This is a genomic window from Pedobacter sp. MC2016-15 (genome assembly GCF_026239695.1).
GTDB lineage: Bacteria > Bacteroidota > Bacteroidia > Sphingobacteriales > Sphingobacteriaceae > Pedobacter.
In genome coordinates this window covers 205639-231594 of the sequence record NZ_JAPIVS010000004.1, presented here as the reverse complement: position 1 = coordinate 231594, position 25956 = coordinate 205639, and the positions used below count along the sequence as shown (strand labels likewise).

Sequence of the window (25956 nt, the reverse complement as noted above, 5' to 3'; positions counted from 1 at the left end):
AATTAAAAAATTAATTAGATTTGCCGACTTGTTGAAAAAAATATACAGCATACAAATAATTACAAACAAAAATGCAAGGTAAAGGTTTCATTAAATTTATGGCAATACTTCTAGGTATTGTCTGTGTGTATTCACTCTCGTTCAATCTCGTTACATCGAAGGTAGAAAAAGACGCTAAAGCGTATGCCAAAGGTGACCTCGTTAAAGAAAAAGCTTATCTGGATTCTATGGCAGCTGTGCCTGTTTATCCGGTTTTAGGGTTTGATTATCAGTTCTGTAAAGGAAAAGAAATCAACCTTGGTCTTGACCTTAAAGGTGGTATGAACGTAACGATGGAGATCTCGTTGGGTGAACTGGTAAAATCTTTGGCCAACAATACTGACGATGTTAATTTTAACAAAGCATTAGCCAGCGCACAAACGCAGTTAAATGCAGGTGGTAAAGATTTCATCACTTTGTTTGTAAATGACTTTGAGAAAAACAGCCCTAACGTAAAACTTGCAGATTTCTTCTCTAACCAGGATAACGCGCAACAGCTGAAAGCCAATGCGAGCAATGCTGAAGTAAAAACTTATTTACAAAAAGAAGCTGCCAGTGCTATCGACCGTTCATTCATCATCATCAGAAGCCGTATCGACGGATTTGGTGTAGTGAGCCCTAACATGCAGAAACAGGAAGGTACTAACCGTATCCTGATCGAGATGCCAGGTGTGCAGGACAAAGAAAGGGTTCATAAATTATTACAAGGTTCGGCAGAATTACAATTCTGGCAGGTATATCAAAATGAAGAGGTTTACTCGATCATGGAGAATATCAACAAAACTTTGTCTACAGTTTTAAAAGATACTACTGCAACTACAGCAGCTGCTGATACATCAGCGAAAAAAGGAAGCGCTCTCGCTAACCTTGCCAACAAATCTACAGGTAAAGATTCTGTAGACCTGAAAACTAAAGAACTTGCAAAAACCAACCCACTGTTTGCTGTTTTAAATATCCCTACTTATCAGGGTGAAAACGGACAACCTGCTTTACGTCCGGGAGCAACTGTTGGATGGGTAGCTCAAAAAGATACTGCAAAAGTAAACGCTTACTTCAGAACTCCTGAAGTTGCTGCCATCATTCCGCAAAGCATGAAATTCATGTGGAGCGTTAGACCGATGGATGGTACTAAAGTTTTTGAAATGTACGCGATCAAATCTGTTAACCCTGATGGAAAACCAGATTTAGGTGGTGAGGCAATCAGCGATGCACGTCATGATTACGATCAGCAGGGTAAACCTGAAGTGACCATGTACATGACTGGCGAAGGTGCTCAGAAATGGAAAAAAATTACTGCTGAAGCTTCTGCTGATGCAAACAATAAAAAAGCAATTGCTATTGTCCTTGACAATGCTGTTTACTCTGCTCCAACTGTGCAGAACGAAATCCCTAACGGTATCTCTTCGATCACAGGTAACTTCACTGTAAACGAAACTCAGGATTTAGCGAACATCTTAAAAGCAGGTAAACTGCCAGCTCCGGCACGTATCGTTGGTGAGTTTGTAGTTGGTCCTTCGTTAGGACAGGCAGCAATTGACAACGGTTTACTGTCATTCGTACTTGCCTTCGTGGTGATTCTTATCTTCATGGCACTGTACTACAACAAAGCGGGATGGGTAGCTAACCTTGCATTGGTGATCAACCTGTTCTTCATCATGGGTATCCTGGTTTCACTGGGTGCTGTACTGACATTACCTGGTATCGCTGGTATCGTTCTTGTAATCGGTTTATCGGTAGATGCGAACATCCTGATCTTTGAACGTGTAAGGGAAGAATTAAACCACGGTAAGAGCACAGCAGCGGCAATCTCTGAAGGTTTCAAACATGCAATGCCTTCGATCATCGACTCAAACGTGACGATCCTGATCCTGGGTATCATCCTTTACGTTTTTGGTAGCGGACCTGTACAGGGTTTTGCAACTACATTATGTATCGGTATCCTGTCCTCACTTTTCTGCGCGGTATTGATCTCACGTTTAGTTTTTGATGCTTTACTGAACAAAAACGCAAACATTACCTTCGGTAATAAAGCCACAATCCACGCTTTCAAGGATATCGCTTTCAACTTTGTTGGACGCAGAAAGTTATATTATGCAATTTCTTCGATCATCATTGTCTTAGGTATCGTATTTTACTTTAAAAACGGTGGTTTAAGATTGGGTATCGACTTTAAAGGAGGAAGAACTTACATCGTTCACTTCGATAAATCGATGGATACTGAAGATGTGAAAGAGAAACTTGCTCCAAGCTTCAAAAATGAAGAGCTGCAGGTTAAAACTGCCGGTAATGATCAAGACTTAAAAATCACTACTACTTACCATATCACTGACCAGGATGCTGGTGCTGATAAGCTGGTAGAAGATGCCCTCAGAGCTGGCCTGGCTACAACTGGTGTTAAATACAGCATCGAAAGTAACCAGAAAGTTGGACCGATCATCGCAAGTGATTTAGTATACAGTGCTTACGGTGCAATTCTGTTCTCTTGTCTGGTGATGTTTATCTATATCATCGTAAGGTTTAAGAAACTGAATTATGGTCTGGGTGCTGTTATCGCATTGTTCCATGACGTATTACTGGTATTATCATTCTATACCATCCTGGATGGCGTATTACCATTCTCCCTGGAAATCGGACAAGACTTTATCGCAGCGATCCTGACGGTAATGTCGTACACGATGACTGAAACAGTTGTTGTATTTGACCGTATACGTGAGAAACTTGCTGAAGCAGGTAAAGATGACCTGTATGGCGAAGAACGCAATACACTGATCAACTTTGCACTGAACAGTACTTTAAGTCGTACCATTCTGACCTCACTGACAGTATTCTTTGTATTATTGGTGATCTTCATCTTCGGTGGTGAGAGTATCCGCGGGTTTATCTTCGCCTTACTGATCGGACGTATCATTGGTACCTACTCTTCACTGTGTATCTCTACTCCTATCGTTATCGACCTGGGACAAAAGAAACCAAAACTGAACTAAGCAGTACTTAACATATCTGAAAGGCTTCCCCAAAAAGGAAGCCTTTTTTTATTCTCATATTTTTGATTTAAATTGGCAGCCTAACCAAACAAGCTATGAAGTTGATTGAGTGTCCGCGCGATGCAATGCAGGGAATACATGAGTTTATTCCTACAGCTCTCAAAGCAAAATATATCAACCTGCTGCTGCAGACAGGTTTTGATACGATTGATTTCGGAAGTTTTGTATCACCGAAAGCTATCCCCCAGCTGAACGATACTAAAGAAGTACTGGCGCAGCTCGACCTGGGGAATACAGCTACGCAGCTGCTGGCGATTGTAGCCAATCTCAGAGGCGCAGAAGAAGCAATGGACTTCCCGGAGATCAGGTATGTCGGTTTCCCTTTTTCAATCTCTGAGACCTTCCAGCAGCGAAATACGAATTCAAGCATATTACAATCAATGACGACAGTTGAGCAAATGCTGGAATTGTGCGACCGCCATGGGAAAATAGCTGTGATCTATTTATCTATGGGTTTTGGAAATCCTTACGGAGATGAATATAGCTCTGCAATTGTTGAAGAATGGGCCGCAGCATTGGTGGACAAGGGCACAAAGATTTTGTCACTGTCAGATACCATTGGTGTTTCTACCCCGGCACAGATCAATGAACTGTTACCCATGCTGACAAAAAGTTTTCCTGAAACGGAGATCGGCCTGCATTTACACAGTACCCCGGGGAGCCGGCTTGAAAAGATTGAAGCTGCTTACCACAGTGGATGCAAGCGATTTGACAGCGCGCTGAGAGGATTTGGGGGTTGCCCGATGGCAAAGGACGACCTGACAGGTAATATGGCCACAGAAGACGTTATAGCCTATCTGGAGCAACAGGGAGAGCAGCTGCATCTGGATCATTCCAAACTACAGCACGCTTTGGTATTGTCCTCAGGAATTTTTATTGCTTAACCATTCTGAAATGCTGGATACCGGCTTCTTCAAATTGTTCCCCTTCGATCGCGAAGCCAAATTTGGTATAAAGGCCTACGGCATCACTCTGCGCATTCAGGTAAATCGGCTGGTCATCATCAGGAATATCATCCAGCACCGCAGCAACCATAGCTAGTCCAACTCTTTTACCACGGAATTCAGGTAATACTGCAAAGCGCTCCAGTTTGTATCCTTTATCAGTTTTACGATAACGGCAGGCACCACAGGGCTGGTTGTCCAGCAGGGCCAGAAAGTGGACTGAGACATCCTCATTTTCCAGCTCCAGTTCTGCAGGCACTCCCTGTTCTTCAACAAAGACTTTACGGCGGACAACAAATGCGCTTTCGAGTTCTTCTTTTGTTCTGATCTTGTTAACCTGCAGTATTTCCATGGTGCTCTTTGATTGGTTTATGTGGAACAATGAATATCGCCCTCTTGTTTGAAAATATCATCATTAAAGGGCGATATGAATCTGCTAAAATTTATTGACATAACTTCTGAAATAACCGCATTCCTGGATGATTTCATTGTAAAACGCTGTGTTCCTGTACTTACTTTTAAGCTCGGCAAAATACTTTGCTGCATAAGCGGTGCTGAAGTCGAATTCCCAGTAGTATTTTTTCTGATTGGCGGGTTCATTATACAGGTCATTATAGATCGCGTTGCGTTCACACTTGGCAGCCAGAAAAGTACATTTTGCCTTTTGTGCATTCGTTTTTGCAGCCAACCCAGCCCTCAGGTAATATTTTTCGGCCAGGGCCGATGACGTAAATACCGGTCTGAACTCCTTTGGAATATCCATCGGAGAAGTAGAACTGAAAACCGTAATCTCCCGTTGATAGAAGTCCCTGGCATTGCCATAATGGGTGATGTTGTAATAGACATTTCCCAGCAGCAGATTGTTGGTATAGAGATTTTTTCCCGCAGCAATTTCCGACTGTATGGTTTTGATTGTTCTGAGCAGTGTCAGCGGAGTATACTTTTTGGTCTGCACAGCCTGAAAGTCGCAATCGTGACAATCATTGATCCTGCTGTTAAAAGGATTGGCCATCATGTCTTGTGCTGCACTCTTACCGGCCTTTTCAAAGGAGCTGATCGCCGCATCGGTTTTTTCCTGGTAGGTCAGCATTAATCCCTGCTGATAATGCAGGTCGGCCAGGTCATATGGATAATAGCGAAGCATTGTTTTTTCAAATTCGGTTTTGCTGCTTTTGTTCAGCAGCGCTTTCATGGCTTCAATATTTTTATCATTGGCATAAAATGCAGTACCCGACTGGAAACACTCTGCTTTGATCAGTGCGCCCTGTTTTTTGTATCGGGCCGACAAAATCCTGATGCTTTCAGAGAGGGCACGCTGATACCTCAGATTCGCAACGGTATCCTTCTGATCCCTGAGGTCGGCCAGCCAGTTGAGATCTGCAATCATACTGCTCTCGGCTTTGCCATCTATATTTTTCAGGCTGCTCAGTGTCAGGTTCCAGTGCAGCAAGCGGTACTGGGCTTCGAGCAGGCGGTCATTCGCCGGTAACTGCGATTTCGCCTGTGCGTAATATTTTGCGGCAGGAACATAATCGCCGTTCAGTGCATGCAGATAGCCTGCTGCCATATTCCAGTACCATGGTTTCCGGGTATCTCCCTTTGCAGCAATTCTGCCTGTCAGCGCAAGATCTTCAGCCTTTATTTTTGGGCGTGCTCCCGTATCCATCACGGAATCAAAACTCGGAACTTCTATCCTGTTGATCAATCTGCTCAGCAAAAGATCCAGTTTTTCTGACTTCGGATTGAGCAGGTAGATGTTTTCTATTGCCCTGTTTTCGTCATGCACGGTGCCCAGCATCTGCCAAAGGGTAATTTTCTCTTCATTGTTTTTAGCCAGCGCCAGACTACCGGCCCAATCCTTTTCATTCTGCGGATGGAAGCTCCATTTACTGGGGATCTTCATTTCCGAAGAGAAGTTATAACACAGGCTATACAGGTAATTGGCCTGGGCATAATCCTGGCGTTTGTAGTAGTGTCCGGCGAGGTAGCCCAATGAACGATAGTACATACTATTTTTCGGAAAGCTGTTCTCATGTTGCCTGAACAATGTCACCAGGCCGCTGTTGTCTGGTCCGGCACTGCTGTCGGCCTTTAGTGCCGGTAGCTCCTCAAAATAGGCGTAACGTAGCAGCTGGAACCAGTAGCGTTGTTTGACAAAGGGATCACGGCTTTTTTTGAAGGCTTTCTCAAGCGAGCCTTTAATTTCGGGTGCTGGTGTAACCAGAGGAACTTTCTCATCCCAGTAATAGGTAGTATTGGATACGGCAAACTGTTCACACTGTTTGGCCAGCAAGAGATAGCTGAAGAAGGTTTCTCCCTGTTTTTTGCTCAGGCCTGATGTTTTCAAATCCGGCAATGTTGCTGGGAGAGCGCTGAGTTTCCCCTTGAAATACTGATATGCCGAGTCGATGCCGCCATAGCTTGCCGTAAACAACAAGGTGTTCACATCTTTTACTGCAACCTTATTTTTCAGGTGACCATCCCACTCCTCTACCACCTGCCGGTTATACCTGGTATTGCTGTTATCATTTACATCCGTACCGTAATAACTTTGCCAGCTGTTATAAAAAAATGGCGAATATTGTCGGTCGACAAAAGCCTCGGGTGCGAAATTAGAATAGTCCGCTTCATCCCAGTCGCCCCCACCACAAGCCCAGACAATACCGGCGGCGCTGATCAGTGAAAAACTAAAAATGAGCAGAAATTTCTTTAATATCTTTTGCATATAAGGGTAATAAACTGGTTGATGAGATTTCATAGTAAATGATATGCCGGTTTTCCATGGGAGCGAGGTATTTCGAAACCTGCCTCGCTGCCTGCTCAAGGCTTTCGGCATCCATACCTTCAAATTTAAACAAATCGCCGTTTTTTATGTAAAGGCCTTTCAGATAAAAACTTTTGAGTGCTTTAAAGACATGAGCGGATACCGGTCGAAAATTTGCAGGATTGGATAGATCGGCCATGCCGAGCTTTGCATAGAGCTGTTGTATTTTGCCCTCCCTGATCTGAATCGCCCAGGAAAATACAGGCAGGGCCACATCCAGCGGTAGCTGATAATAAGGAATGGCAGCAGTATAGGCCGTTGCATCCTTCTCATTATAAATGGAGTTTGGGGCATTGAGGTCTGCCGAGATCTTTCCCATATTATAAAACATGAGCAAACCCTTATCTACCGGAGGGACACCTGTGCGTTCAGGGTATTTGATCTGGTGTAAGCGAATAGTAGCTTCCAGCTTTTTGCCACTGTACCGTTTAAAGGCACGCAGAAAGGCAAAGTATGTGGTTTTGGTAGATACCGACCAGTCGCAGTCAATCTGAACATTCTGGTATTGGATCCCCTGTTCCGAAGTAAGCCGGCTGAGCAGGCGGTTGACTTTAGCAGCGAGGCTGTCTGTTTCTGCCGGACGGGTATATGTCAGGGCCTGGTTCGTGATATAAATTACCGGCGTGATATGGATTCCTCTTAAAGACTGTTTCACAGCAAGCAGACCATCAGGCAGGCTTTGCCGGGCTTGTTCATTCCATACTACATCAAAAAAGCGGAGATACAGTTGCTTATCCGCAGCAGTATGTAGCAGTTCAGTCTCCATATCATTTAGCTGAAGCACTGTTTTCCAGTAATAAAAAGCAGTGTGTACCTGACCATGCTTTTTGCAGCTGCCCATCACGAGCAGTAAAATACAGCATAAAAGAGTCCTGATCATCCCGATAAAGGTAAAAAAAAAGCGCCTTCAAATGAATGAAGACGCTTTTCTATCTTTTATTTTACTTACAATTTGTCACTTGCATTTCTGCAGTTCAAATCTTCGAAAGCCTGAGTTAAACGCGTAACAAAAGTTTCTTCACCTTTACGTAACCATACGCGTGGATCATAAAACTTCTTGTTAGGTTTATCTTCTCCATCAGGGTTTCCAATCTGGCCCTGAAGATAAGCTTCGTTTTTCTTGTAATATTCAAGGATACCTTCCCATAATGCCCATTGCATATCAGTGTCAATGTTCATTTTGATGGCACCATACGAAATTGCTTCTCTGATTTCTTCCTGAGTAGAACCTGAACCACCGTGGAATACAAAGTTGATAGGTTTCTCAGCCGTAAGTGCAAATTTCTCTTTTACGAAATCCTGTGAGTTCTTCAAGATCACTGGCTGAAGTTTAACGTTTCCTGGCTTATAAACACCGTGAACATTACCAAAAGCAGCAGCGATAGTAAATTTATCACTTACTTTACTCAATTCTTCGTAAGCATAAGCTACTTCAGAAGGTTGTGTATATAATTTAGAGCTGTCTACATCGCTGTTATCAACGCCGTCTTCTTCACCACCTGTAACACCCAGCTCAATTTCGATCGTCATGCCTAATTTAGCCATACGAGCTAAATATTTTGCTGAGATCTCCATGTTTTCTTCGATTGACTCTTCAGAAAGGTCAAGCATATGCGAAGAAAATAATGGTTTACCTGTTTCAGCGAAGAATTTCTCCCCGTGGTCTAACAAACCATCAATCCATGGCAATAATTTTTTAGCAGCGTGGTCTGTGTGTAATACTACAGCAACACCATAATGCTCAGCTAATAAATGAACGTGTTTTGCTGCTGATACCGCACCAAGGACACATGCATTTAAGTTGTCATTATTTAAGGTTTTACCCGCATAGAATTGCGCGCCACCGTTAGATAATTGAATCATCACTGGTGAATTCACCGCTTTAGCAGTTTCCATAACTGCATTGATCGTATTTGTACCGGTAACATTAACTGCTGGTAATGCAAATTGATGTTTTTTCGCCTGTTCGAATAGTTCTTGAAGGGCATCTCCGTAAATTACGCCTTTATAGCCTTTTAAACTCATTGTTATTAGATTTTATATCTGCCGAAGTTAGGAAAAATATCAGGCCGGGCAAATCAATGAACGATTATTTTACCTTAATCTAGGCTAAACTGTTCTAATTTTTTTTCGTTTCTTTGTAATCGCATTTTTCAAAGAATAACATGGCTTGGTTTAAGAGAGAAAAAAAAGGGATCAGCACGCTGACGGAAGAGAAAAAAGAAGCGCCTGACGGCTTATGGAACAAGTGTCCTAACTGCAAGAAGGCTTTACACAGCGCTGACCTTATAGAAAATAAGTATGTTTGTCACTACTGTGACTATCATTTAAGAGTAGGATCTAAAGAATATTTCCAGGTATTATTTGATAACAATGAGTTTACAGAACTTTTTGCGAATTTAACTTCAGGCGATCCGCTGAACTTTACTGACAGCAAACCTTATACTGACCGTCTGGTAGACACCATGTCTAAAACAGGCTTAAGAGACGCTATTCGTGCAGGTGTAGGAAAGATTGAAGGTGAAGACCTGGTAATTGCCTGTATGGATTTCAACTTCATCGGAGGCTCTATGGGTTCGGTAGTGGGCGAAAAGATTGCGAGATCAATCGACTACAGTATCAAACACAAAATTCCTTTCCTGATGATCTCTAAATCCGGCGGCGCAAGGATGATGGAAGCGGCATTCTCATTGATGCAGATGGCAAAAACTTCTGCCAAGCTGGCTTTACTGAGTCAGGCAAAGATCCCTTATATTTCATTGCTGACCGATCCTACCACTGGTGGGGTTACAGCTTCATACGCCATGCTGGGCGATATCAATATCGCTGAGCCGGGTGCACTGATCGGTTTCGCCGGCCCAAGGGTAATTAAAGAAACAATAAAAAAAGATCTTCCTAAAGGTTTCCAGACTGCTGAATTTGTGCAGGAGCATGGTTTCCTTGATTTTATTGTAGACAGAAGAGAGATGAAGGCAAAGCTGGCTTCTTTCCTGAAGATGGTGAAAAACTAGACTGCAAAGCTGTCCAGAATCTCCAATGCTTCGCAAAAAAAAGGCTGAGTCAGAGTCCGGCTGCATTAATTTGCTACGCAAAAGAACGCTAGGCCGGACTCTGACTCAGCCTTTTTTTTAGTTTATCCTAGGCAGGGTGTACTAACCCTCAACCCATACATATCTGTTGCATAAAAAAAAAGTCTTCTGTATCGAGGCCTTTTGCTGCGTTTCAGCAGCAGGCAGCCTTGATACAGAAGATTCTTTTTTGCAATTAAGGATAAACCCTCAGCGGATTACTTAGCAGTAGGATCCGTAGATAATGAGTACGGATAAGCACTTTCAGCAGTTCCTCTGTTTTTGTTCGGCTGTGCAGACATATCAAAATCTAAGGTAGCACCTTTTAACAGTTCTGAGTGACTGATCCAGTTCTTCTGGTAATCCTGTGTATTGAACTTCATCGACTGGATGTAACGGTTATCCGCACTATTTGACGGCGCATTGATCACTACCTGTTTTCCATTTTCAAGATTTAGCGTCACCTTTTTGAATAGCGGTGCACCCAATACGTACTGGTCTACTGCCGGCGTTACCGGGTAGAAACCTAAAGAGGAGAATACATACCAGGCCGAAGTCTGCCCGTTGTCTTCATCACCACAGTATCCATCAGGCGTAGCTTTATACAGCCTGTTCATCGCTTCCCTTACCCAGTACTGAGTTTTCCAGGGTTGTCCCGCATAGTTATACAGGTAGATCATGTGCTGTATAGGCTGGTTTCCGTGCGCATACTGCCCCATATTGGCAATCTGCATCTCACGGATTTCATGGATCACGAAACCATATTCTTTATCATCAAAAATTGGAGGTAAAGAGAACACTGAATCCAGTTTACTCACAAACTGATCCTTTCCACCCATTAACTTCGAAAGCCCGTCGATATCCTGGAAGACAGACCATGAGTAATGCCAGCTGTTTCCTTCGGTAAAGGCACCACCCCATTTGAATGGGTTAAAGGGCGACTGGAACGAGCCATCCTTATTCTTTCCGCGCATCAGGTTGGTAGAAGGATCGAAAAGGTTCTTGTAGTTCATCGCTCTCTTTTTGTAGAGACCGGTTTCTGAAGCAGGTTTCTTTAATGCCCTGCCCAGCTGATAGATCGTAAAGTCGTCATAAGCATACTCCAAAGTTCTGGCCGCGTTTTCACTCACCTGTACGTCGAATGGTACATAGCCGAGTTCGTTATAGTACTTTACTCCTGCCCTGCCCACAGCTTCGATAGGACCTTCATTGTTCGCTCCATGTTTTAAAGCTTCGTATAGTTTCTCGATATCATATCCGCGCATACCTTTGATATAGGCGTCAGCAACTACCGAGGCAGAGTTGTTACCCACCATGATGTTGGCATAACCAGGACTCGACCATTCCGGCAGCCAGCCACCTTCTTTGTAGTCGTTGATCAGGCCTTCCTGCATCTCTTTATTGATCGAAGGATAAACCAGGTTCAGGAAAGGATAAAGTGCCCTGAAAGTATCCCAGAAACCTGTTCCTGCAAACATGTATCCCGGTAAGGTTTTACCTGTATAAGGGCTCCAGTGAACAACCTTGTTGCTGGCATTGATCTCATACATTTTGTTGGGGAAGAAAAGCGTACGGTACAGACTTGAATAGAAAGTACGTGTCTCATCTACTGTTCCGCCTTCTACAGCGATCCTGCTCAAAGTTTTGTTCCAGGTAGCCTTTGCTTTCTCTTTTGTAGTTTCGAAGCTGTCTTTCGCCAGTTCTCTTTTGAGGTTAAGATCTGCCTGTTCAACACTGATGAACGAGGAAGCAACTTTCATATTCACCTGCTCCCCTTTGGCCGTTTTGAAACCTATGATCGCACCTGAATGGTCGCTTTGCAGCTCGAGCGTATCTTTGGCAAGCGTTTTTCCATGCCAGGTATTTGCAGAAGTGATAGGCTTATCAAAATACATCACAAAATAGTTTTTGAAGTTAGGTAGCGGGCCTCTTGCATATTTTGTACTGTAACCTATAATTTTTCCTTCTTTTGGCAGGATCTTGATATAAGAACCCTTATCAAAAGCATCTACAACTACATAGGAGCTGTCAGATTTAGGAAAAGTAAAGCGGAACTGTGCAGCGCGTTCCGTAGGTGTGATTTCCGTAGTCACATCGGCATCTGCCAGGTAGACACTGTAGTAGTATGGCTTTGCCACTTCGGCCTTGTGCGAAAACCAGCTTGCCCTGTCATCCTGAGTAAATCTTAATTTACCCGTTACCGGCATTACGGAGAACTGACCATAGTCATTCATCCATGGTGAAGGCTGGTGTGTTTGCTTAAATCCCTTGATTTTATCAGCATCATAAGTATATGCCCAGCCATCGCCCATCTTTCCTGTTTGAGGAGTCCAGAAATTCATTCCCCATGGGAGGGCGATTGCCGGATAAGTATTACCATTGGACAGATCAGGTTTACTAGCAGTACCCATCAGGGGGTTAATCCATTCTACAGGATCACTGATCTTATCTGTTTTCTGCGCTAAAGCCGGCATCGCGGCAGCGATAAACAACACTGATAAGAAGTGTTTCATCATAATATTTGTGTTTATTAATAATTAAAGGTTTATTCTAACTAAAAACGTTTTAGCAAATCTTCAACCTCTAATGTACCAGAAATATGGGGCCGCACAAATTAGTACTATAATATTTACAAAAAAAAGAGGCTGTAGATTATACAGCCTCTCATTTATAGATTCTTAACTTTAGAAATCCCTGCCTGGTGTAACCCCCGGTTCATGTCCGGAGCCCAGAGGTTTGTTTTTCCTTTCCGGTGTGTTTGAGAATGCGGATGAACCGGAACCAGCGCTTGATGATGTTTCACCGTTGCTGAGTTCATCATTCTCATCCGTAGTAGTTTCTTTATATACTGTTTTTTTGTTTTCCTCGTCTTTGTTGTGTTCTTCAGGAGTAATCATAACTTTTGGTTTTTAGTAAAAAATAAGTAGATTACTATAACAACAGGCAAAAAAATCAAATTGTTTGTCACAATTCTTTAAACAGCTCAGACAGCTACATTTTGTTCTACGATCTGTCTGACCTTCTCCACCACATAGTCGATCTCCTCCTTCGTATTGTGTTTGCAGAAAGAGAAACGCACTGATGGCCTGTTCGGGTCGGCCCCGATAGCAGTAAGTACATGTGAACCGATGTTAGAACCCGAAGAGCATGCACTGCCACCTGAAGCAGAAATACCATTGATATCCAGATTGAATAACAGCATATCCGACATTTCCATTTCGGGGAAACAAACATTCAATACTGTATACAAGCTTTTTTCCGGTTCTGTTTCCCCGTTAAAGCCAATGCCCGGCACTTCTGCCAGCAACTTTTCTTTCATATAGCTTTTCAGCTCCTGCACCTCCTTCTGGTGCTGCTCCATATCCGCATAGGCCAGTTCAAGCGCCTTCGCCAGTCCCACAATACCATAGATATTCTCGGTACCGCCACGCATATTGCGTTCCTGCGCACCTCCAAAGATCAGCGGGTTAATTTTGATATTATGATTGATATAGATAAACCCTACCCCTTTAGGGCCATGAAGTTTATGTGCTGCACAAACGATAAAATGCGCCTTTAATTTTCTTACATCATGAACATAATGCCCCATGGTCTGCACCGTATCACTATGGAAGATGGCATCATATTTTTCGCAGATCTCTCCTACCCTTTCCACATCTGTGAGTGTACCCAATTCATTGTTCGCATGCATCAGCGAGACCATAGAACGCGGATTCTCCTGCAGCAACTGTTCCAGGTGGTCATAATTGATTGCTCCCTTATGATCAATATTGACATAGCTTAGTTTATCAATGGTACCGTCTTTCAGCAACTGGTCCATCGTATGTTCTACAGCATGGTGTTCTATTTTAGAAGTAATTGCATGTTTGATACCGAATGCAGCAATCCCACAGCGTATGGCCATATTATCAGCTTCGGTGCCACCTGAAGTAAAGAAAATCTCGGCCGGGACTGCATTGAGCAACCCTGCCACCGTCTTCCTGGCCTTTTCGAGCAGCGTGCGTACCTCACGGCCCTGCGCATGAATTGAAGAGGGATTACCATAAAAGTTCTCCATCACATGAACCATCTCTGCGATCACCCTTTTATCCAGGGGCGTAGTTGCAGCATTGTCTAAATAGATTCTGTCCATCTGTATTAATTCAAATTTAGTATTTCTTTGATATCAGCGATAATTTGACTGGCGAGGCCTTCGGCTACCGCTTCGTTTTCCGCTTCACTGTAAATACGGATAATCGGTTCGGTGTTCGACTTGCGCAAGTGTACCCACTCCTTATCAAATTCAATCTTCAACCCGTCAATAGTAGTATTAGGCTGGTTTTTGTATTTGTCCTGTACCTTTATCAATAACGCATCGATATCCATTTCTGGTGTGAGTGTGATTTTATTTTTCGATATATGATAACTCGGGTAACTGCTCTTCAGCTCGGATACCGATTTACCTGATTGTGCCAGCTGCGTTAGAAATAAAGCAACCCCTACGAGCGCATCCCTGCCATAATGCAGTTCAGGATAGATGATACCACCGTTTCCTTCTCCCCCGATAATCGCATTTACCGCTTTCATCTGGTTTACCACATTGACTTCACCTACCGCGGCAGCATGATATTCTGTACCTGCCCACATTGTTACATCTTTCAATGCACGTGTTGAAGATAAGTTGGAAACCGTATTTCCCGGTGTATTTTTTAACACATAGTCAGCCACGGCTACCAGCGTATACTCCTCACCAAACATAGAGCCGTCTTCCGCTACAAAGCAAAGGCGGTCCACATCCGGATCCACCACGATCCCCAGATCAGCCTTTTCTTCCTGTACCACCTTCGAAATCTCCGTCAGGTTTTCCGGCAGTGGCTCAGGGTTATGAGGAAACTCCCCATCCGGCGTACAGTACAATTCATAAACAGTATTTACACCCAATGCTTTCAGCAGCGCCGGAATAAAGATCCCTCCGGTAGAATTTACACAGTCGATCACCACCTTGAAATCAGCTTTCCTGATCAGCTCCACATCTACCAGCGGCAAGGCCAGGATTGCATCTATATGTTTCTGCAGATAAGTGTCATCATAAGTTACCTTTCCCAGGTCATCCACATCGGCAAATGCAAATTCAGATTTTTCAGCGATGTCCAGCACCTCTTTGCCATTGGCATCATTGATAAACTCACCTTTTTCGTTTAGCAGCTTCAGGGCATTCCATTGTTTGGGATTATGGCTGGCCGTGAGGATAATACCTCCGCCCGCTTTTTCCATAGGAACAGCGATTTCTACTGTAGGCGTAGTGGATAGCCCCAGGTCTATTACCTCGATGCCCAATCCTAGGAGCGTTCCTGTAACCAGATTATTCACCATCTCTCCGGAGATCCGTGCGTCACGGCCAAGAACGATTTTTCTGATGCCAGTATTTTGGATTACCCATGAACCATAGGCTGCAGTAAACTTTACGATATCAATTGGTGTGAGTCCGTCACCGGCGATTCCACCTATTGTTCCCCTGATTCCGGAGATAGATTTTATGAGTGTCAAATGCTGTAAATTTTAGTTTTCAAAAATACAAAAATTAAGAATGAATACCAATTAAAGCGAATTGATCCTAATATCTGCCCTGTTTGCTATATTTGCCCTCTATAAAAACACCCTATGCAGCGTAAATGGTTTCAGTACTGGTTTAACTCTCCCTACTATCATATTTTATATAGTCAGCGGAACGACGAAGAAGCCGAATTTCTCATAGATAATTTAACTGCATACCTCAAACCAGCCCTGCATTCCAGGATTCTCGATATCGCCTGTGGCCGCGGACGCCATGCTGTCTATTTAAATAAAAAGGGATTTGATGTTACTGGAATAGATCTTTCTGAACAGAGTATCAAATATGCGAGACAGTTTGAACAGAAGCACCTGCATTTTTTTGTGCATGATATGCGTAAACTGGGATACATCAACTACTATGATATTGCCATGAACCTCTTCACCAGTTTCGGTTATTTTGAAACTGAGAAAGAGCACGTCAACGCCCTGAAATCTTTCAGAAAAAGTATCAAGGATGATGGCACACTGGTGCTGGATTATTTTAACACCCAGAAGATCCTGAAGAACCTGACACAGCGCGAAACTAAAACGATAGAGGGGATAGAATTTGATATCCACAAGTTTGTTTCTGAGGGTAAGATCATCAAACATATCAACTTTGAGCATAAAAGCAAGCACTTTGCCTTTGAGGAGAGAGTACAGGCTTTTACACTCGAAGATTTTCAGCGTATGTGCGAGAAAAGCGGTTTGTCGATTACGGCAACCTTTGGCAGTTATAACCTCGATCCCTATGATGTGATTAAATCTGAACGTTTAATTCTCATTTGTAAAAAAGTATGATAGAAAGCCTATATAATTTTGATATAGCCCTTTTTCTAAAAATCCACAGGGGTCTATCCAATGGCTTTTTCGACTGGCTGATGCCTTTGGTAAGGAACCGTTATTTCTGGTCGCCTCTGTATCTGTTTATCATTATCTTTTGTTTCAAAGAATATAAAAAGAGAGGCTGGTATATCATCGGCGGCGTCCTGCTCACCTTTGCCCTGGGTGATTTAACATCCTCAAGGCTCATCAAGCCCTTCGTAGCACGCCTGCGGCCCTGCAACGACTTCAACCTGGCCAGCGAGATCATTCACAGGGTTCCCTGTGGCAGTGGTTATAGTTTTCCTTCGGCCCATGCGACCAATCATTTCGGAATTGCTATCTTCCTGATCATGGTATTTTATCCCCGCTGGAAACCCATTCTTCCTTTGGGACTGGCCTGGGCCTTCCTCATCTCCTTTGCCCAGATTTATGTCGGTGTACACTTTCCGCTGGATACCCTCGCCGGAGCAGCACTGGGAACTATAGTAGGTCTCATCGTATCTCAATTTTATAAAAAACTACAACCGGGAATATAATGGAAATCTGGAAACTCCTTATGCTCTTCTTTTGTGCTTTTTTCGGAGGGCTGTCGATCTTTTTGGTGAAAAGCGATAAATCCCAGCTGCTCAAGCTTATCCTTTCCTTCAGTGGAGCCTATTTGTTTGCGATAACAGTATTACACCTGATTCCGGAAGCTTACAGCGGACCGGATCATGCGGAGATTGGTATTTATATCCTGATTGGATTTCTGCTCCAGATTTTCCTGGAACAATTTTCTGAAGGGGTGGAACATGGTCATATCCACAAACACGGCGAAGGTCATACTTTCCCCTATGGCATTATGATCAGCTTATGTCTTCATGCTTTCCTCGAAGGGATGCCCCTGGCCGCAGATCAGCACAATGCACTGATCTTCGGGATTTCATTGCACCATATTCCTGCAGCCTTTGCCCTATCGAGCATTCTGCTGCAGAACAAATATACCTTCAGGGGCGTAGCCTTCTATCTGCTCATCTTTGCACTCATGGCTCCGCTGGGATTTCTTTTCAGCTATGGCATCAGCAATGGAAGTATTGGTGGGATAGAAACTTATTTCCATAAGATGATGGGTATAGTCATTGGTATCTTCCTGCATATATCCACTACGATATTGTTTGAATCCAGTGTAGACCATAAAGTTTCCAAAAGAAAAATGATCGCCGTGCTGCTGGGGATCAGCATTGCCTTAACAGGGTTTTATTTAGGAAGACATTAAGCCAGGGGAATTAAAACTTCCCCCTCGCTTTAATCAGCAGCGCAATCAACTGTTCAGCTTCAGCTTCCGAAATATTCGGCGACAAAATCTCTGATAAGCTTACTTCACTGTCTATTTTCTTTAGCAGTTTCAACCCTTTGTCGTTGATCAGGATGTCTACTGCCCTTTTATCATAGTTGCTTACATTTTTAATCACCAGATCTTTATGCACCAGACGGTCAACAATCCTCGAGGCATCACACATCTTGTCGAGCATCCTCGATTTTACGAGATTGATCGTCGACGGGTTTGGGAACTGACCCCGGAGAATCCTTAATACATTAAACTGCTGAGAGGTAATATCGTATGGCGACACAGCCTGTTTAACTTTATCGTTACACCAGTTATGTGTGTAGGATACGTTCACAATTGCCTCATGATATGCGCTTTCATAACGGGGAGCTTTGGTTTCTTTCAACATTACACAAGTTATCTAAAGGTTACTAACTACTTTTCTTCTGACTTTCTTTTTTTATGACCTTACCATATTTCCAGGGACAATTTAAGCATTTGTTTTTACAGCAAAATCCCCTCTTAAGGTGATATGCCTCAGTAAACACCATCAATCCAGCCTCATTGAAATAGTAGTCGTCACTTTTTTTCATCAGTTAAGCAATTTAACATCCAAAATGTTTTGAAAATGTTCTTTCAATTGTTTACCGCTACCATGAGTTGTCCAAACCTGGGATGGACTCACCTGTTCAATGGTTAAAATAATATCTTTCCAGTCAACATGGTCAGATATATACAATTGTAATTCATTATTGTTTTGTAAATGTTTCCAACCTGTAGCAAATACCCGTATTACATTCACTGCCTTGATATAACTACGATATACCAGGGGTGGCACCAGGTAAATCATTCCCGTTAAATTCGCCTTCATCACCTTGCGGTCATATACTTCATATTTTCCCATATCTATGCCCAGCGACTCATAAATTTTGACAAAGGGTAGTATACTATGGTGTACAAGTATCCTCTTTTCCGGACAATGATCACTGATCAGGCGGATCAGTCGCTGGCTTTTACCCAGCGCGTAGGCGCCCAGCATAATATTGCTTTGGGTAGAGTTCAGCTTAAGGATTTCTTCTACCGCATCCGGGTGACTCGTTTCAGGATCGGCGAAAGTAGTTTCTGTAATCAGTACATCAGCCTTTACAAACTCTATAGGTTCACAGGTATCATCAGGCTGCAATTTATAATCGCCCGTGTACAGGTATTTTATACCCTGGTATTCCATCAGCACTAATGCTGATCCCAGCATATGTCCTGCCGGCACAAAACTGATCCTGACCTCATTCAGTACAAATCCCTGATGGAAACTATACACATGGAATTCACCACCAGCGAACTTCTTATAGCGCTGTTTCATAAACAGCGAGGTGGCTTCGGTGCAATATACATTGATATTACCCCCTACCGCATGGTCTCCGTGAGCATGCGAAATCACAGCATCCTTCACTATTTCTTTTGGATCCAGGTAAAAACCACCATACGCGCAAAACAACCCAATCTTGGTTGGTACCAGGAAATCTTCTAATATCATTTATTCTGTAATTTTTATAAATCGATTGTGCAGTTCCAGGACCTGTAGAATCAGAGACTGACTTTCGTCATTCCTGATCATGAAATCTGCCATTTTCAGCTTCTCTTGGTCCGTCAGCTGCTTGTTCATCCTCGCCATCACCTGCTCTTCCGTAGCCCCGTCTCTGTCCATTACCCATTTCAATCTGTGTGTCACCGGGGCAGTGACTACCACATTCAGATCAGATAGTTTATAAGACCCGCTTTCAAACAGGATGGCTGTTTCTTTCAGAATGTAGGGAGTATCAGCGGGAATACTGCCCAGCCAGCTGTCAAAGGCTCTGAATACGGCAGGGTGAACCAGCGCGTTGAGTCTTGCCAGTTCTTCAGTATGATTGAATACGATGCTGGCGATATGTTTATTATTCAGCTTGCCGGCAGCATCATAACTTTCTTCTCCAAAGGCCGCCTTTACCCCCTCAATCAGTACCGCATCGGTTACCATAATTTCTTTTGATACCGTGTCGGCATAAAAAACGGGAACACCAAGGCTCGCAAAGATCCTGCAGACCATACTTTTGCCACTCCCTATTCCGCCGGTAATGCCAACTTTTATCATTGCTTTTCGATGATGAAGTCGACCTTCTCAGGAACGAGTTTAACCTTCTTACAATAATCCGGAAAACGGGTGAGTTTGACGCTCAGCTGGCGGTGGTTTTGTACCTTCCACTCATTGAGGTCAACTGCCGCTTCTATAAAGTCTTCATTTACCTGCTGGTAGCTCGATAGCGCAACTAGGAACGTGATCTTTAACTTTTTGGGATACAGCTTTACGTTATAGTATTCAGTATTATTGAGTACCTTGATCGGTATTTCGAGTGTTTTCTCCGTAAACTCATCGACAGGCAATTTCACTTCAATCGTCGAGGGAAAGATATTGACGTTCTTTTGCAGGTTCGGTTTCATCGCTACCCTTGACACTGATGGACGCTGGATATCCTTCAGCTTTAGCGTATCCGTTTTCCATTCCCTGATCTTTTCCAGTTCTTCCTGCGGACCAGATACAGTGACATAATCCGGGCCCAGCTCGATATCATCAGAGATCCCAAACTGCCTGGCAAAAGTTAAATTGGATACCAGCTTTACAGGTACCTTTTTTACAGTTCTTTTAGAAAAATCGAAGTAGAGTGTGTCGGGGCGTACAGATATAATCTTCTGTGAGGTTTCCAGCTGACTGTTCACGCTGTATAACTGCTCCGAAAAGAGGATGTAATTTCTGTTGTTGAGTTTATCCAGGCTGATATTGATCGAAGGAGGACTCACGCGGAGCCTTGCAAAGAGCAGTTGCCAGCCGGTACCTTCTACCAGCAGGTCTACCGTGTCCGACTGTAAGGGATGAAATGCTTTTTTCTGTGGGAAATTCTTATATACGAGTACAGTTTTGGCGGTATACACATACTTATTGTTCAACGCCAGAAACAGCCATCCTGCAATCGCCAGCAAAACGCAGGTGATCAATACCAAAACGCGCTTTCGCTCTATTTTTGTAAGTCTTATAAAAGGCATGGCTGTAAAGTAAACAAATTTAATAAAACAAAAAAGCCGCACCAAGGAAGGAGCGGCTTTACGTGTAAATTAATACATTAAGCTTTAGGCACTTCCGTAGATGCTTTAGTAGCATCCAGAGAAATCGCACTCTTATCAAAACGGATTTTAGTTCCACCTTCAACTTCAATCAGGAAAGTAAGTTCGTTCATATCAACGATTCTACCATGGATACCCGCAGTAGTAACGATCTTATCCCCTTTTTTCAGGTCGGCAACCAATTTCTTGTGATCTTTTGCTTTTTTAACTTGTGGCCTGATCATGAAAAAGTAGAATACTACCATGATCAATACCATAGGAACCAATGTACTCAACATACTGTTTCCGCCGGCTGCTTGTAAAATTACTGTAAGTGTCATATTTATTTGTGTGTGTGATAATTAATTATTTCGCAGCTATTTCCTGTACCTCACCAATCAGGTGTACTTCAGTAGTTGCCGGGTTGGCATTTGAAGTGATGGTCACAATCTTATCCTGCATCCCCATTTTACCGGTACTGTTAAAAACAACTTTAATCACTCCTGATGCACCAGGCTGAATCGGCTCCTTTGGAACATCCGGTGTAGTACATCCACATGTTGCTGTTGCATTGGTAATAATCAGCGGGCTTTTTCCTGTGTTTTTAAATTTAAACTCATGATTTACCTTTTCCCCCTGATTGATTTTGCCAAAGTTGTACATTCCACTTTCAAAACTGATTACAGCTGCATTTTCAGGTGCTACAGTTTCAGTTTTTGCTGCATTAGCTGTATCAGCTGTTGTTGACGATTTTGATTGCTGGCAGGCTGCAAAAGAGGCCGCAGCCAGAGCCAGTACAAAAAGTTTCTTCATATTATTCTTCAATTAATCCGCGACCTACTTTTTTGATACTGTTGGTACGTTTCAGGTCGCTCAATATTTTGTCCAAGATACCGTTAATAAACGAATTACTTTTCGGAGTACTGTAATCTTTCGATAGGTCAAGGTATTCGTTGATCGTTACTTTTACCGGGATAGACGGGAAATTCATCAGCTCGCAAATCGCCATTTTCATCAGGATTGTATCCATCAGGGCGATCCTTTCAGACTCCCAGTTTTTCGTACGTTCAGCGATCAGCGCCTGGTAGTCATTGTTATTTTTCAGCGTGTACACAAAAAGATCTTCCACAAACTTTCCATCTTCTTTCCAGTCTGCACTGATAGGTGTCAGCTTGTTTTTGAACGGATCCTCTGAAGTAAAGTTTTTCAGCGTTTTCGCCACCATTCCCTGCATCACTTCCTTATCTACAGACCAGTTGATAAACTTATCTTCAAAAGCCTGTATAATATTCTGGCTTTTCAGAATGATCTTCCTGAAGATAAATTTAATAATCTCTTTTGATCCTTCCAGGCTGTCATCTGCATCATCCAGATAAGCAGTATATTCAGGAGTTGATTTTAATTTATTGTAGATAGTTTTGATAAATTCAGGATCGGCATGCCAGTTGATCTGGTACTTGTTTACGGCCGCTTTGAACTCGGGGTTCTGCTGCAGCAGCACGATAAACCTGTTGGTGAGTAACTTCTTGTTGGGATTCAGATCTTCTGCCGTCGGAAAGTGTTTGTTAGACCTTTCGATCGCATCAATCTCAGTATATTCAGTAATTTCAGAAAGTAATGCCAGCATTCTGACATACATCTCATAAACATTATCAATACTGAGTAACAATTCTTTCTTCGCAGAATTGAGATCTTTTTTTTCAGTCATTTGCCATGCAAAAATGTTTTGCAAAGCTTTGATTCTTAAGTGCCTTCTATTTAACATGAATGTAAGAACGAGTTGGTAAATTACCGGTTATTAAAATGATGATTTTATTTTCTTTATATCGCTTATTCGTTTTTCAACAATCCTGTTAGCCGCCAGGATGGTAGGTATTTTATCTGCTTTAGACATTTTGATCACATTGCGCGTAGCATCGTAAATGTTTTCCGTCAGCTGCATGGTACGTTTTTTTCCGAAACCTGTCAGTTCAGAATAGCAGTTGATCAGTCCGCCGGCATTAATCAGGTAATCCGGTGCAAAAAGAATATTCTTCTCCAGCAACAGCTGACCATGAACCTGCTCATCAGCAAGCTGGTTATTGGCAGAACCGGCAATGATCGCAAACTTCATCCGCGGTATTGTCCTGTCGTTTACCGTAGCTCCCAATGCACATGGCGCGTAAATATCCACATCCAGTCCAAAGATCTTATCTGCGTCAACAGGCTTAGCTTTATACTTGCGTGCTACCTGATGCAGACGCTCTTCATTGATATCGCTGATAAACACCTCTACGTTTTCCTGCCTCAGCAACTCTACCAGATGTTCTCCTGCATTGCCAATGCCCTGCACTACTACAGAACGTCCTGCAAGAGTATCTGTTCCAAACACTTCCTTAACGCAGGCTTTCATACCCAGAAATATTCCTTTGGCCGTCGCCGGAGATGGATCCCCCATACCGCCGATAGACTCAGGAACTCCGGTTACGTGCTTAGTTTCCATGCCGATATACTCCATGTCTCTTGTCGTTGTACCCAAATCTTCAGCAGTAATAAACTCACCGTTAAGATTTTTAATAAAACGTCCGAAACTGCGCATCATTGCCTCCGATTTACCTTTTCTGGAATCACCGATAATAACCGCTTTACCACCACCAAGATTCAGCCCTGTAATCGCTGCCTTGTAGGTCATACTCCGCGATAAGCGCAGCACGTCTTCCAGTGCTTCTGTTTCAGTGGCATAATTCCACATCCGTGTGCCGCCCAAGGCAGGCCCCAGCGTGGTATCGTGGATGGCAATTATTGCTTTCAAACCTGTATCAGGATCACTGCAATAGACCACTTTTTTATGCCCTAGGGCGCTTAGCTGATCTAAAATTGAGGTTACCACAGAACTCTTAGCAGACATATGATTTCGTTTATCAAACAGTCTGCAAAACTAATGATAAAAAAGATTAATTACATTGTTTTAACTAAACAGTTTTCAAAAATCCTCCTCAATTGGCTAACTTTGCCCACACATGAAGCACCTTCTTTTTCTCAATAAATACTTTTATAAATATAAATGGTGGATTGTTCCGGGGGTGTTTTTTGTGATCATTTCCAACATCTTTGGAGTGATCCCCGCGCAGGTCATTGGACATGCATTTAACCTGATCACAGAAAACATCCAGATCTATGGCCTGTTCAATGGTTTTGAAAGACAACAGATCATCTACGATATTTTCAGCTATAGTCTTTTCTATTTCGGCACACTGGTTTTAATACTGTACCTGCTACGTGGCCTCTTTCTCTTTTTCATGAGGCAGACACTTATTCTCATGTCGAGACATATTGAGTACGACATGAAAAATGAGATCTACGCACATTATCAGGAACTGAGCCTGGGCTTTTACCGCAGGAACAATACCGGAGACCTGATGAACAGGGCTACCGAAGATGTAAACAGGGTACGGATGTATGTAGGTCCGGCCATCATGTATGCGATCAACACATTGGTGTTATTTGTACTTATCGTTACCTCCATGTATTCGGTGAACCCCCGGCTGGCCACTTACTGTCTGCTGCCCCTGCCGGTGCTCGTGATTATTATCTACTACGTAAATACACAGATCAACCATAAGAGTGAGCAGATCCAGGAGCAGCTTTCACGACTGTCCAGTTTTGTTCAGGAGCGCTTTTCGGGGATCAGGGTCATCAAATCCTATGTGCGCGAAGATTATACCCGTGAAATCTTTGCCCGTGAAAGTGATGGCTATAAGACCAATGCAATGAGCCTGGTGCGTGTGCAGGCGCTTTTTTACCCTACCATGCTATTGCTTGTGGGATTAAGCACCATCCTTACTGTGTACATTGGAGGTGAGCAGGTACTCGATGGTTCCATTACGGCAGGGAACATTGCAGAATTTATTGTCTACGTTAACCAGCTGACCTTCCCTGTTACAATGCTGGGATGGGTAACCACACTCATCCAGCGTGCCGCAGCGTCACAAAAAAGGATCAATGAGTTTCTGGAATTAAAACCTGACATCCGTTCAGGAACAAATCCCGCAGGAGAAATCACCGGAAAGATCAGTTTTGAAAATGTAAATTTCACTTACCAGGATACAGGTATTGAGGCCTTGAAAGATGTTTCGTTTACCATTGAAGAAGGCCAGTTTGTGGCAGTCATAGGCCGCACAGGGTCAGGAAAATCCACACTTGCCAACCTGATCATGAGAATGTATGATGCCGATTCGGGCAGCATCTTTATTGATGGACAATCACTTTCAGATATCAATCTCAATTCTTTCAGAAACCAGGTAGGCTTTGTACCACAGGAGGTTTTTCTCTTTTCAGATAATATCCGTAACAATATCGCTTTTGGTCTGGATAGTGTGACAGATGCCGAGATAGAAAGTGCAGCCCGGAATGCAGCAGTATACCATAACATTATGGACTTTGAACTGCAGTTTGATACGATGCTCGGCGAGCGCGGAATCACCCTTTCCGGCGGACAAAAACAGCGGGTATCGATTGCCCGCGCATTGATTAAAGAACCTAAGATCCTGATCTTCGACGATTGCCTTTCAGCGGTAGACACGAGGACGGAAGAAGAAATCCTGACAAACCTGGGGAATGTCATGAAAGGAAAGACAAGTATCCTGATTGCGCATAGGATTTCTACCATCAAAAAAGCAGATAAAATCATCGTACTCGATGAAGGAAGGATCGCAGAGCAGGGTACCCATGATGAACTGTTGAATCTGCATGGTATCTATGAAGAAATGTTTTTAAACCAGTTATTGGAAGAAGAAAATAAATCTCTTTAATTTCTATTTTGATCTTTACTGATTAATAGTTTATATTTACCCGAACCAAAACCAACGCAATACCAAACATGGGAGAATTTGACAACAAAGAGAGAGAAGAGGTTTTTTCTAAAAAAGTAAGGGCCGGTAAGAGAACATATTTTTTCGACGTGAAAGCTACTCGCTCAGGCGACTATTATCTGACTCTCACTGAAAGCAAGAAAAGACTGGAGGATGGTGTATTTGTAAAACATAAAATCTTCCTTTATAAAGAAGACTTTGAGAAGTTTGTGGAAGGTTTAAACGAAACTGTAGATTATATCAAAACTCATCAGGATGTGGTAGAAAAACGCTACGAATATTCTGAGAACCATGAGGCTGCGGTAAAGGGCATCAGTGACGACTACTCTTTTTAGACATTCAAATCCATT

The 25956-nt window shown here is 43.0% G+C and carries 25 protein-coding genes; 8 read left to right on the top strand and 17 right to left on the bottom strand.

Translation table 11 applies throughout. The features are described from left to right. The first annotated feature begins 71 nt into the window (after positions 1 to 71). Positions 72 to 3023, top strand: coding sequence for a protein translocase subunit SecDF (gene secDF / locus OQY15_RS13660; protein ID WP_265792332.1), 2952 nt, complete (start codon positions 72 to 74; stop codon positions 3021 to 3023). A 95-nt stretch (positions 3024 to 3118) separates the two neighbouring features. Then, positions 3119 to 3967 carry a hydroxymethylglutaryl-CoA lyase gene (locus tag OQY15_RS13655; RefSeq protein WP_265792331.1) on the top strand — a complete coding sequence of 283 codons (849 nt, stop codon included), beginning with the start codon at positions 3119 to 3121 and terminating at the stop codon, positions 3965 to 3967. Here OQY15_RS13655 and OQY15_RS13650 read toward each other — a convergent pair. The 4 genes from OQY15_RS13650 to fbaA all read right to left on the bottom strand — a co-directional run bounded on the left by OQY15_RS13650 (position 3957) and on the right by fbaA (position 8876). Then, entirely contained in the window at positions 3957 to 4379 is a 423-nt protein-coding gene (locus tag OQY15_RS13650) for a GNAT family N-acetyltransferase (RefSeq protein ID WP_265792330.1), read from the bottom strand. The two genes, OQY15_RS13655 and OQY15_RS13650, sit on opposite strands and share 11 nt — an antisense overlap. Positions 4380 to 4463: 84 nt before the next feature. Continuing rightward, positions 4464 to 6752 carry a hypothetical protein gene (locus OQY15_RS13645; RefSeq protein WP_265792329.1) on the bottom strand — a complete coding sequence of 763 codons (2289 nt, stop codon included), beginning with the start codon at positions 6750 to 6752 and terminating at the stop codon, positions 4464 to 4466. After that, complete coding sequence (locus OQY15_RS13640) at positions 6715 to 7731, bottom strand: hypothetical protein (protein ID WP_265792327.1); 1017 nt, start codon at positions 7729 to 7731, stop codon at positions 6715 to 6717. The genes OQY15_RS13645 and OQY15_RS13640 overlap by 38 nt, the downstream gene beginning before the upstream one ends. Positions 7732 to 7796: 65 nt before the next feature. After that, positions 7797 to 8876 (bottom strand): class II fructose-bisphosphate aldolase, encoded by a 1080-nt coding sequence (gene fbaA, locus OQY15_RS13635; RefSeq protein ID WP_265792326.1) that lies wholly within the window; start codon positions 8874 to 8876, stop codon positions 7797 to 7799. 140 nt (positions 8877 to 9016) lie between these two features. Here fbaA and accD point away from each other — a divergent pair, with 140 nt between their 5' ends. Next, positions 9017 to 9862 carry an acetyl-CoA carboxylase, carboxyltransferase subunit beta gene (gene accD, locus OQY15_RS13630; RefSeq protein WP_265792325.1) on the top strand — a complete coding sequence of 282 codons (846 nt, stop codon included), beginning with the start codon at positions 9017 to 9019 and terminating at the stop codon, positions 9860 to 9862. A 275-nt stretch (positions 9863 to 10137) separates the two neighbouring features. Here the strand turns inward: accD and OQY15_RS13625 are convergent, their stop codons facing one another. The 4 genes from OQY15_RS13625 to glmM form a co-directional block, all read right to left on the bottom strand. Next, positions 10138 to 12435, bottom strand: coding sequence for a GH92 family glycosyl hydrolase (locus OQY15_RS13625; RefSeq protein ID WP_265792324.1), 2298 nt, complete (start codon positions 12433 to 12435; stop codon positions 10138 to 10140). 168 nt (positions 12436 to 12603) lie between these two features. Then, on the bottom strand, positions 12604 to 12816 hold the full coding sequence (locus tag OQY15_RS13620; RefSeq protein ID WP_265792323.1) for a hypothetical protein: 213 nt from the start codon (positions 12814 to 12816) through the stop codon (positions 12604 to 12606). Positions 12817 to 12902: 86 nt separating this feature from the next. Next, positions 12903 to 14051, bottom strand: a complete 1149-nt coding sequence (locus OQY15_RS13615; RefSeq protein WP_265792322.1) for a cysteine desulfurase family protein — start codon at positions 14049 to 14051, stop codon at positions 12903 to 12905. Positions 14052 to 14056: 5 nt separating this feature from the next. Further along, positions 14057 to 15445, bottom strand: a complete 1389-nt coding sequence (gene glmM, locus OQY15_RS13610; protein ID WP_265792321.1) for a phosphoglucosamine mutase — start codon at positions 15443 to 15445, stop codon at positions 14057 to 14059. 114 nt (positions 15446 to 15559) lie between these two features. Here glmM and OQY15_RS13605 point away from each other — a divergent pair, with 114 nt between their 5' ends. From OQY15_RS13605 to OQY15_RS13595, 3 genes are read left to right on the top strand one after another with little or no spacing between them, the layout of a single operon-like run. Beyond that, positions 15560 to 16291, top strand: a complete 732-nt coding sequence (locus OQY15_RS13605; protein WP_265792319.1) for a class I SAM-dependent methyltransferase — start codon at positions 15560 to 15562, stop codon at positions 16289 to 16291. Continuing rightward, complete coding sequence (locus OQY15_RS13600) at positions 16288 to 16851, top strand: phosphatase PAP2 family protein (protein ID WP_265792318.1); 564 nt, start codon at positions 16288 to 16290, stop codon at positions 16849 to 16851. Before OQY15_RS13605 ends, OQY15_RS13600 begins: the two co-directional genes overlap by 4 nt. Next, positions 16851 to 17570, top strand: a complete 720-nt coding sequence (locus OQY15_RS13595; protein WP_265792317.1) for a ZIP family metal transporter — start codon at positions 16851 to 16853, stop codon at positions 17568 to 17570. Before OQY15_RS13600 ends, OQY15_RS13595 begins: the two co-directional genes overlap by 1 nt. Positions 17571 to 17580: 10 nt before the next feature. Here the strand turns inward: OQY15_RS13595 and OQY15_RS13590 are convergent, their stop codons facing one another. From OQY15_RS13590 to OQY15_RS13550, 9 genes are all read right to left on the bottom strand, one after another. Then, positions 17581 to 18030 carry a MarR family transcriptional regulator gene (locus OQY15_RS13590; protein WP_265792316.1) on the bottom strand — a complete coding sequence of 150 codons (450 nt, stop codon included), beginning with the start codon at positions 18028 to 18030 and terminating at the stop codon, positions 17581 to 17583. A 22-nt stretch (positions 18031 to 18052) separates the two neighbouring features. Next, positions 18053 to 18214 (bottom strand): DUF5522 domain-containing protein, encoded by a 162-nt coding sequence (locus OQY15_RS22420; protein ID WP_265792315.1) that lies wholly within the window; start codon positions 18212 to 18214, stop codon positions 18053 to 18055. Then, entirely contained in the window at positions 18214 to 19155 is a 942-nt protein-coding gene (locus tag OQY15_RS13580; protein ID WP_265792314.1) for an exonuclease, read from the bottom strand. The genes OQY15_RS22420 and OQY15_RS13580 overlap by 1 nt, the downstream gene beginning before the upstream one ends. Continuing rightward, entirely contained in the window at positions 19156 to 19752 is a 597-nt protein-coding gene (coaE, locus tag OQY15_RS13575) for a dephospho-CoA kinase (RefSeq protein WP_265792313.1), read from the bottom strand. Beyond that, positions 19749 to 20699, bottom strand: coding sequence for a CdaR family protein (locus OQY15_RS13570; protein ID WP_265792312.1), 951 nt, complete (start codon positions 20697 to 20699; stop codon positions 19749 to 19751). Before OQY15_RS13570 ends, coaE begins: the two co-directional genes overlap by 4 nt. 77 nt (positions 20700 to 20776) lie before the next feature. Further along, positions 20777 to 21097 (bottom strand): preprotein translocase subunit YajC, encoded by a 321-nt coding sequence (yajC, locus tag OQY15_RS13565; protein ID WP_265792311.1) that lies wholly within the window; start codon positions 21095 to 21097, stop codon positions 20777 to 20779. Between the two features lie 25 nt (positions 21098 to 21122). Beyond that, positions 21123 to 21569 (bottom strand): DUF1573 domain-containing protein, encoded by a 447-nt coding sequence (locus tag OQY15_RS13560; RefSeq protein ID WP_265792310.1) that lies wholly within the window; start codon positions 21567 to 21569, stop codon positions 21123 to 21125. Position 21570: 1 nt separating this feature from the next. After that, a complete protein-coding gene (nusB, locus tag OQY15_RS13555; protein ID WP_265792309.1) occupies positions 21571 to 22464 on the bottom strand; it encodes a transcription antitermination factor NusB in 894 nt (297 codons plus the stop codon). 90 nt (positions 22465 to 22554) lie between these two features. Beyond that, entirely contained in the window at positions 22555 to 23643 is a 1089-nt protein-coding gene (locus OQY15_RS13550) for a Glu/Leu/Phe/Val dehydrogenase (RefSeq protein ID WP_265792308.1), read from the bottom strand. Positions 23644 to 23755: 112 nt separating this feature from the next. Between OQY15_RS13550 and OQY15_RS13545 the strand changes: the two genes are divergently transcribed. Together OQY15_RS13545 and OQY15_RS13540 are read left to right on the top strand one after the other, a co-directional pair. Beyond that, positions 23756 to 25546 (top strand): ABC transporter ATP-binding protein, encoded by a 1791-nt coding sequence (locus OQY15_RS13545; RefSeq protein ID WP_265792307.1) that lies wholly within the window; start codon positions 23756 to 23758, stop codon positions 25544 to 25546. Between the two features lie 68 nt (positions 25547 to 25614). Beyond that, positions 25615 to 25941 carry a DUF3276 family protein gene (locus OQY15_RS13540; protein ID WP_265792306.1) on the top strand — a complete coding sequence of 109 codons (327 nt, stop codon included), beginning with the start codon at positions 25615 to 25617 and terminating at the stop codon, positions 25939 to 25941. Positions 25942 to 25956 lie beyond the last annotated feature (15 nt).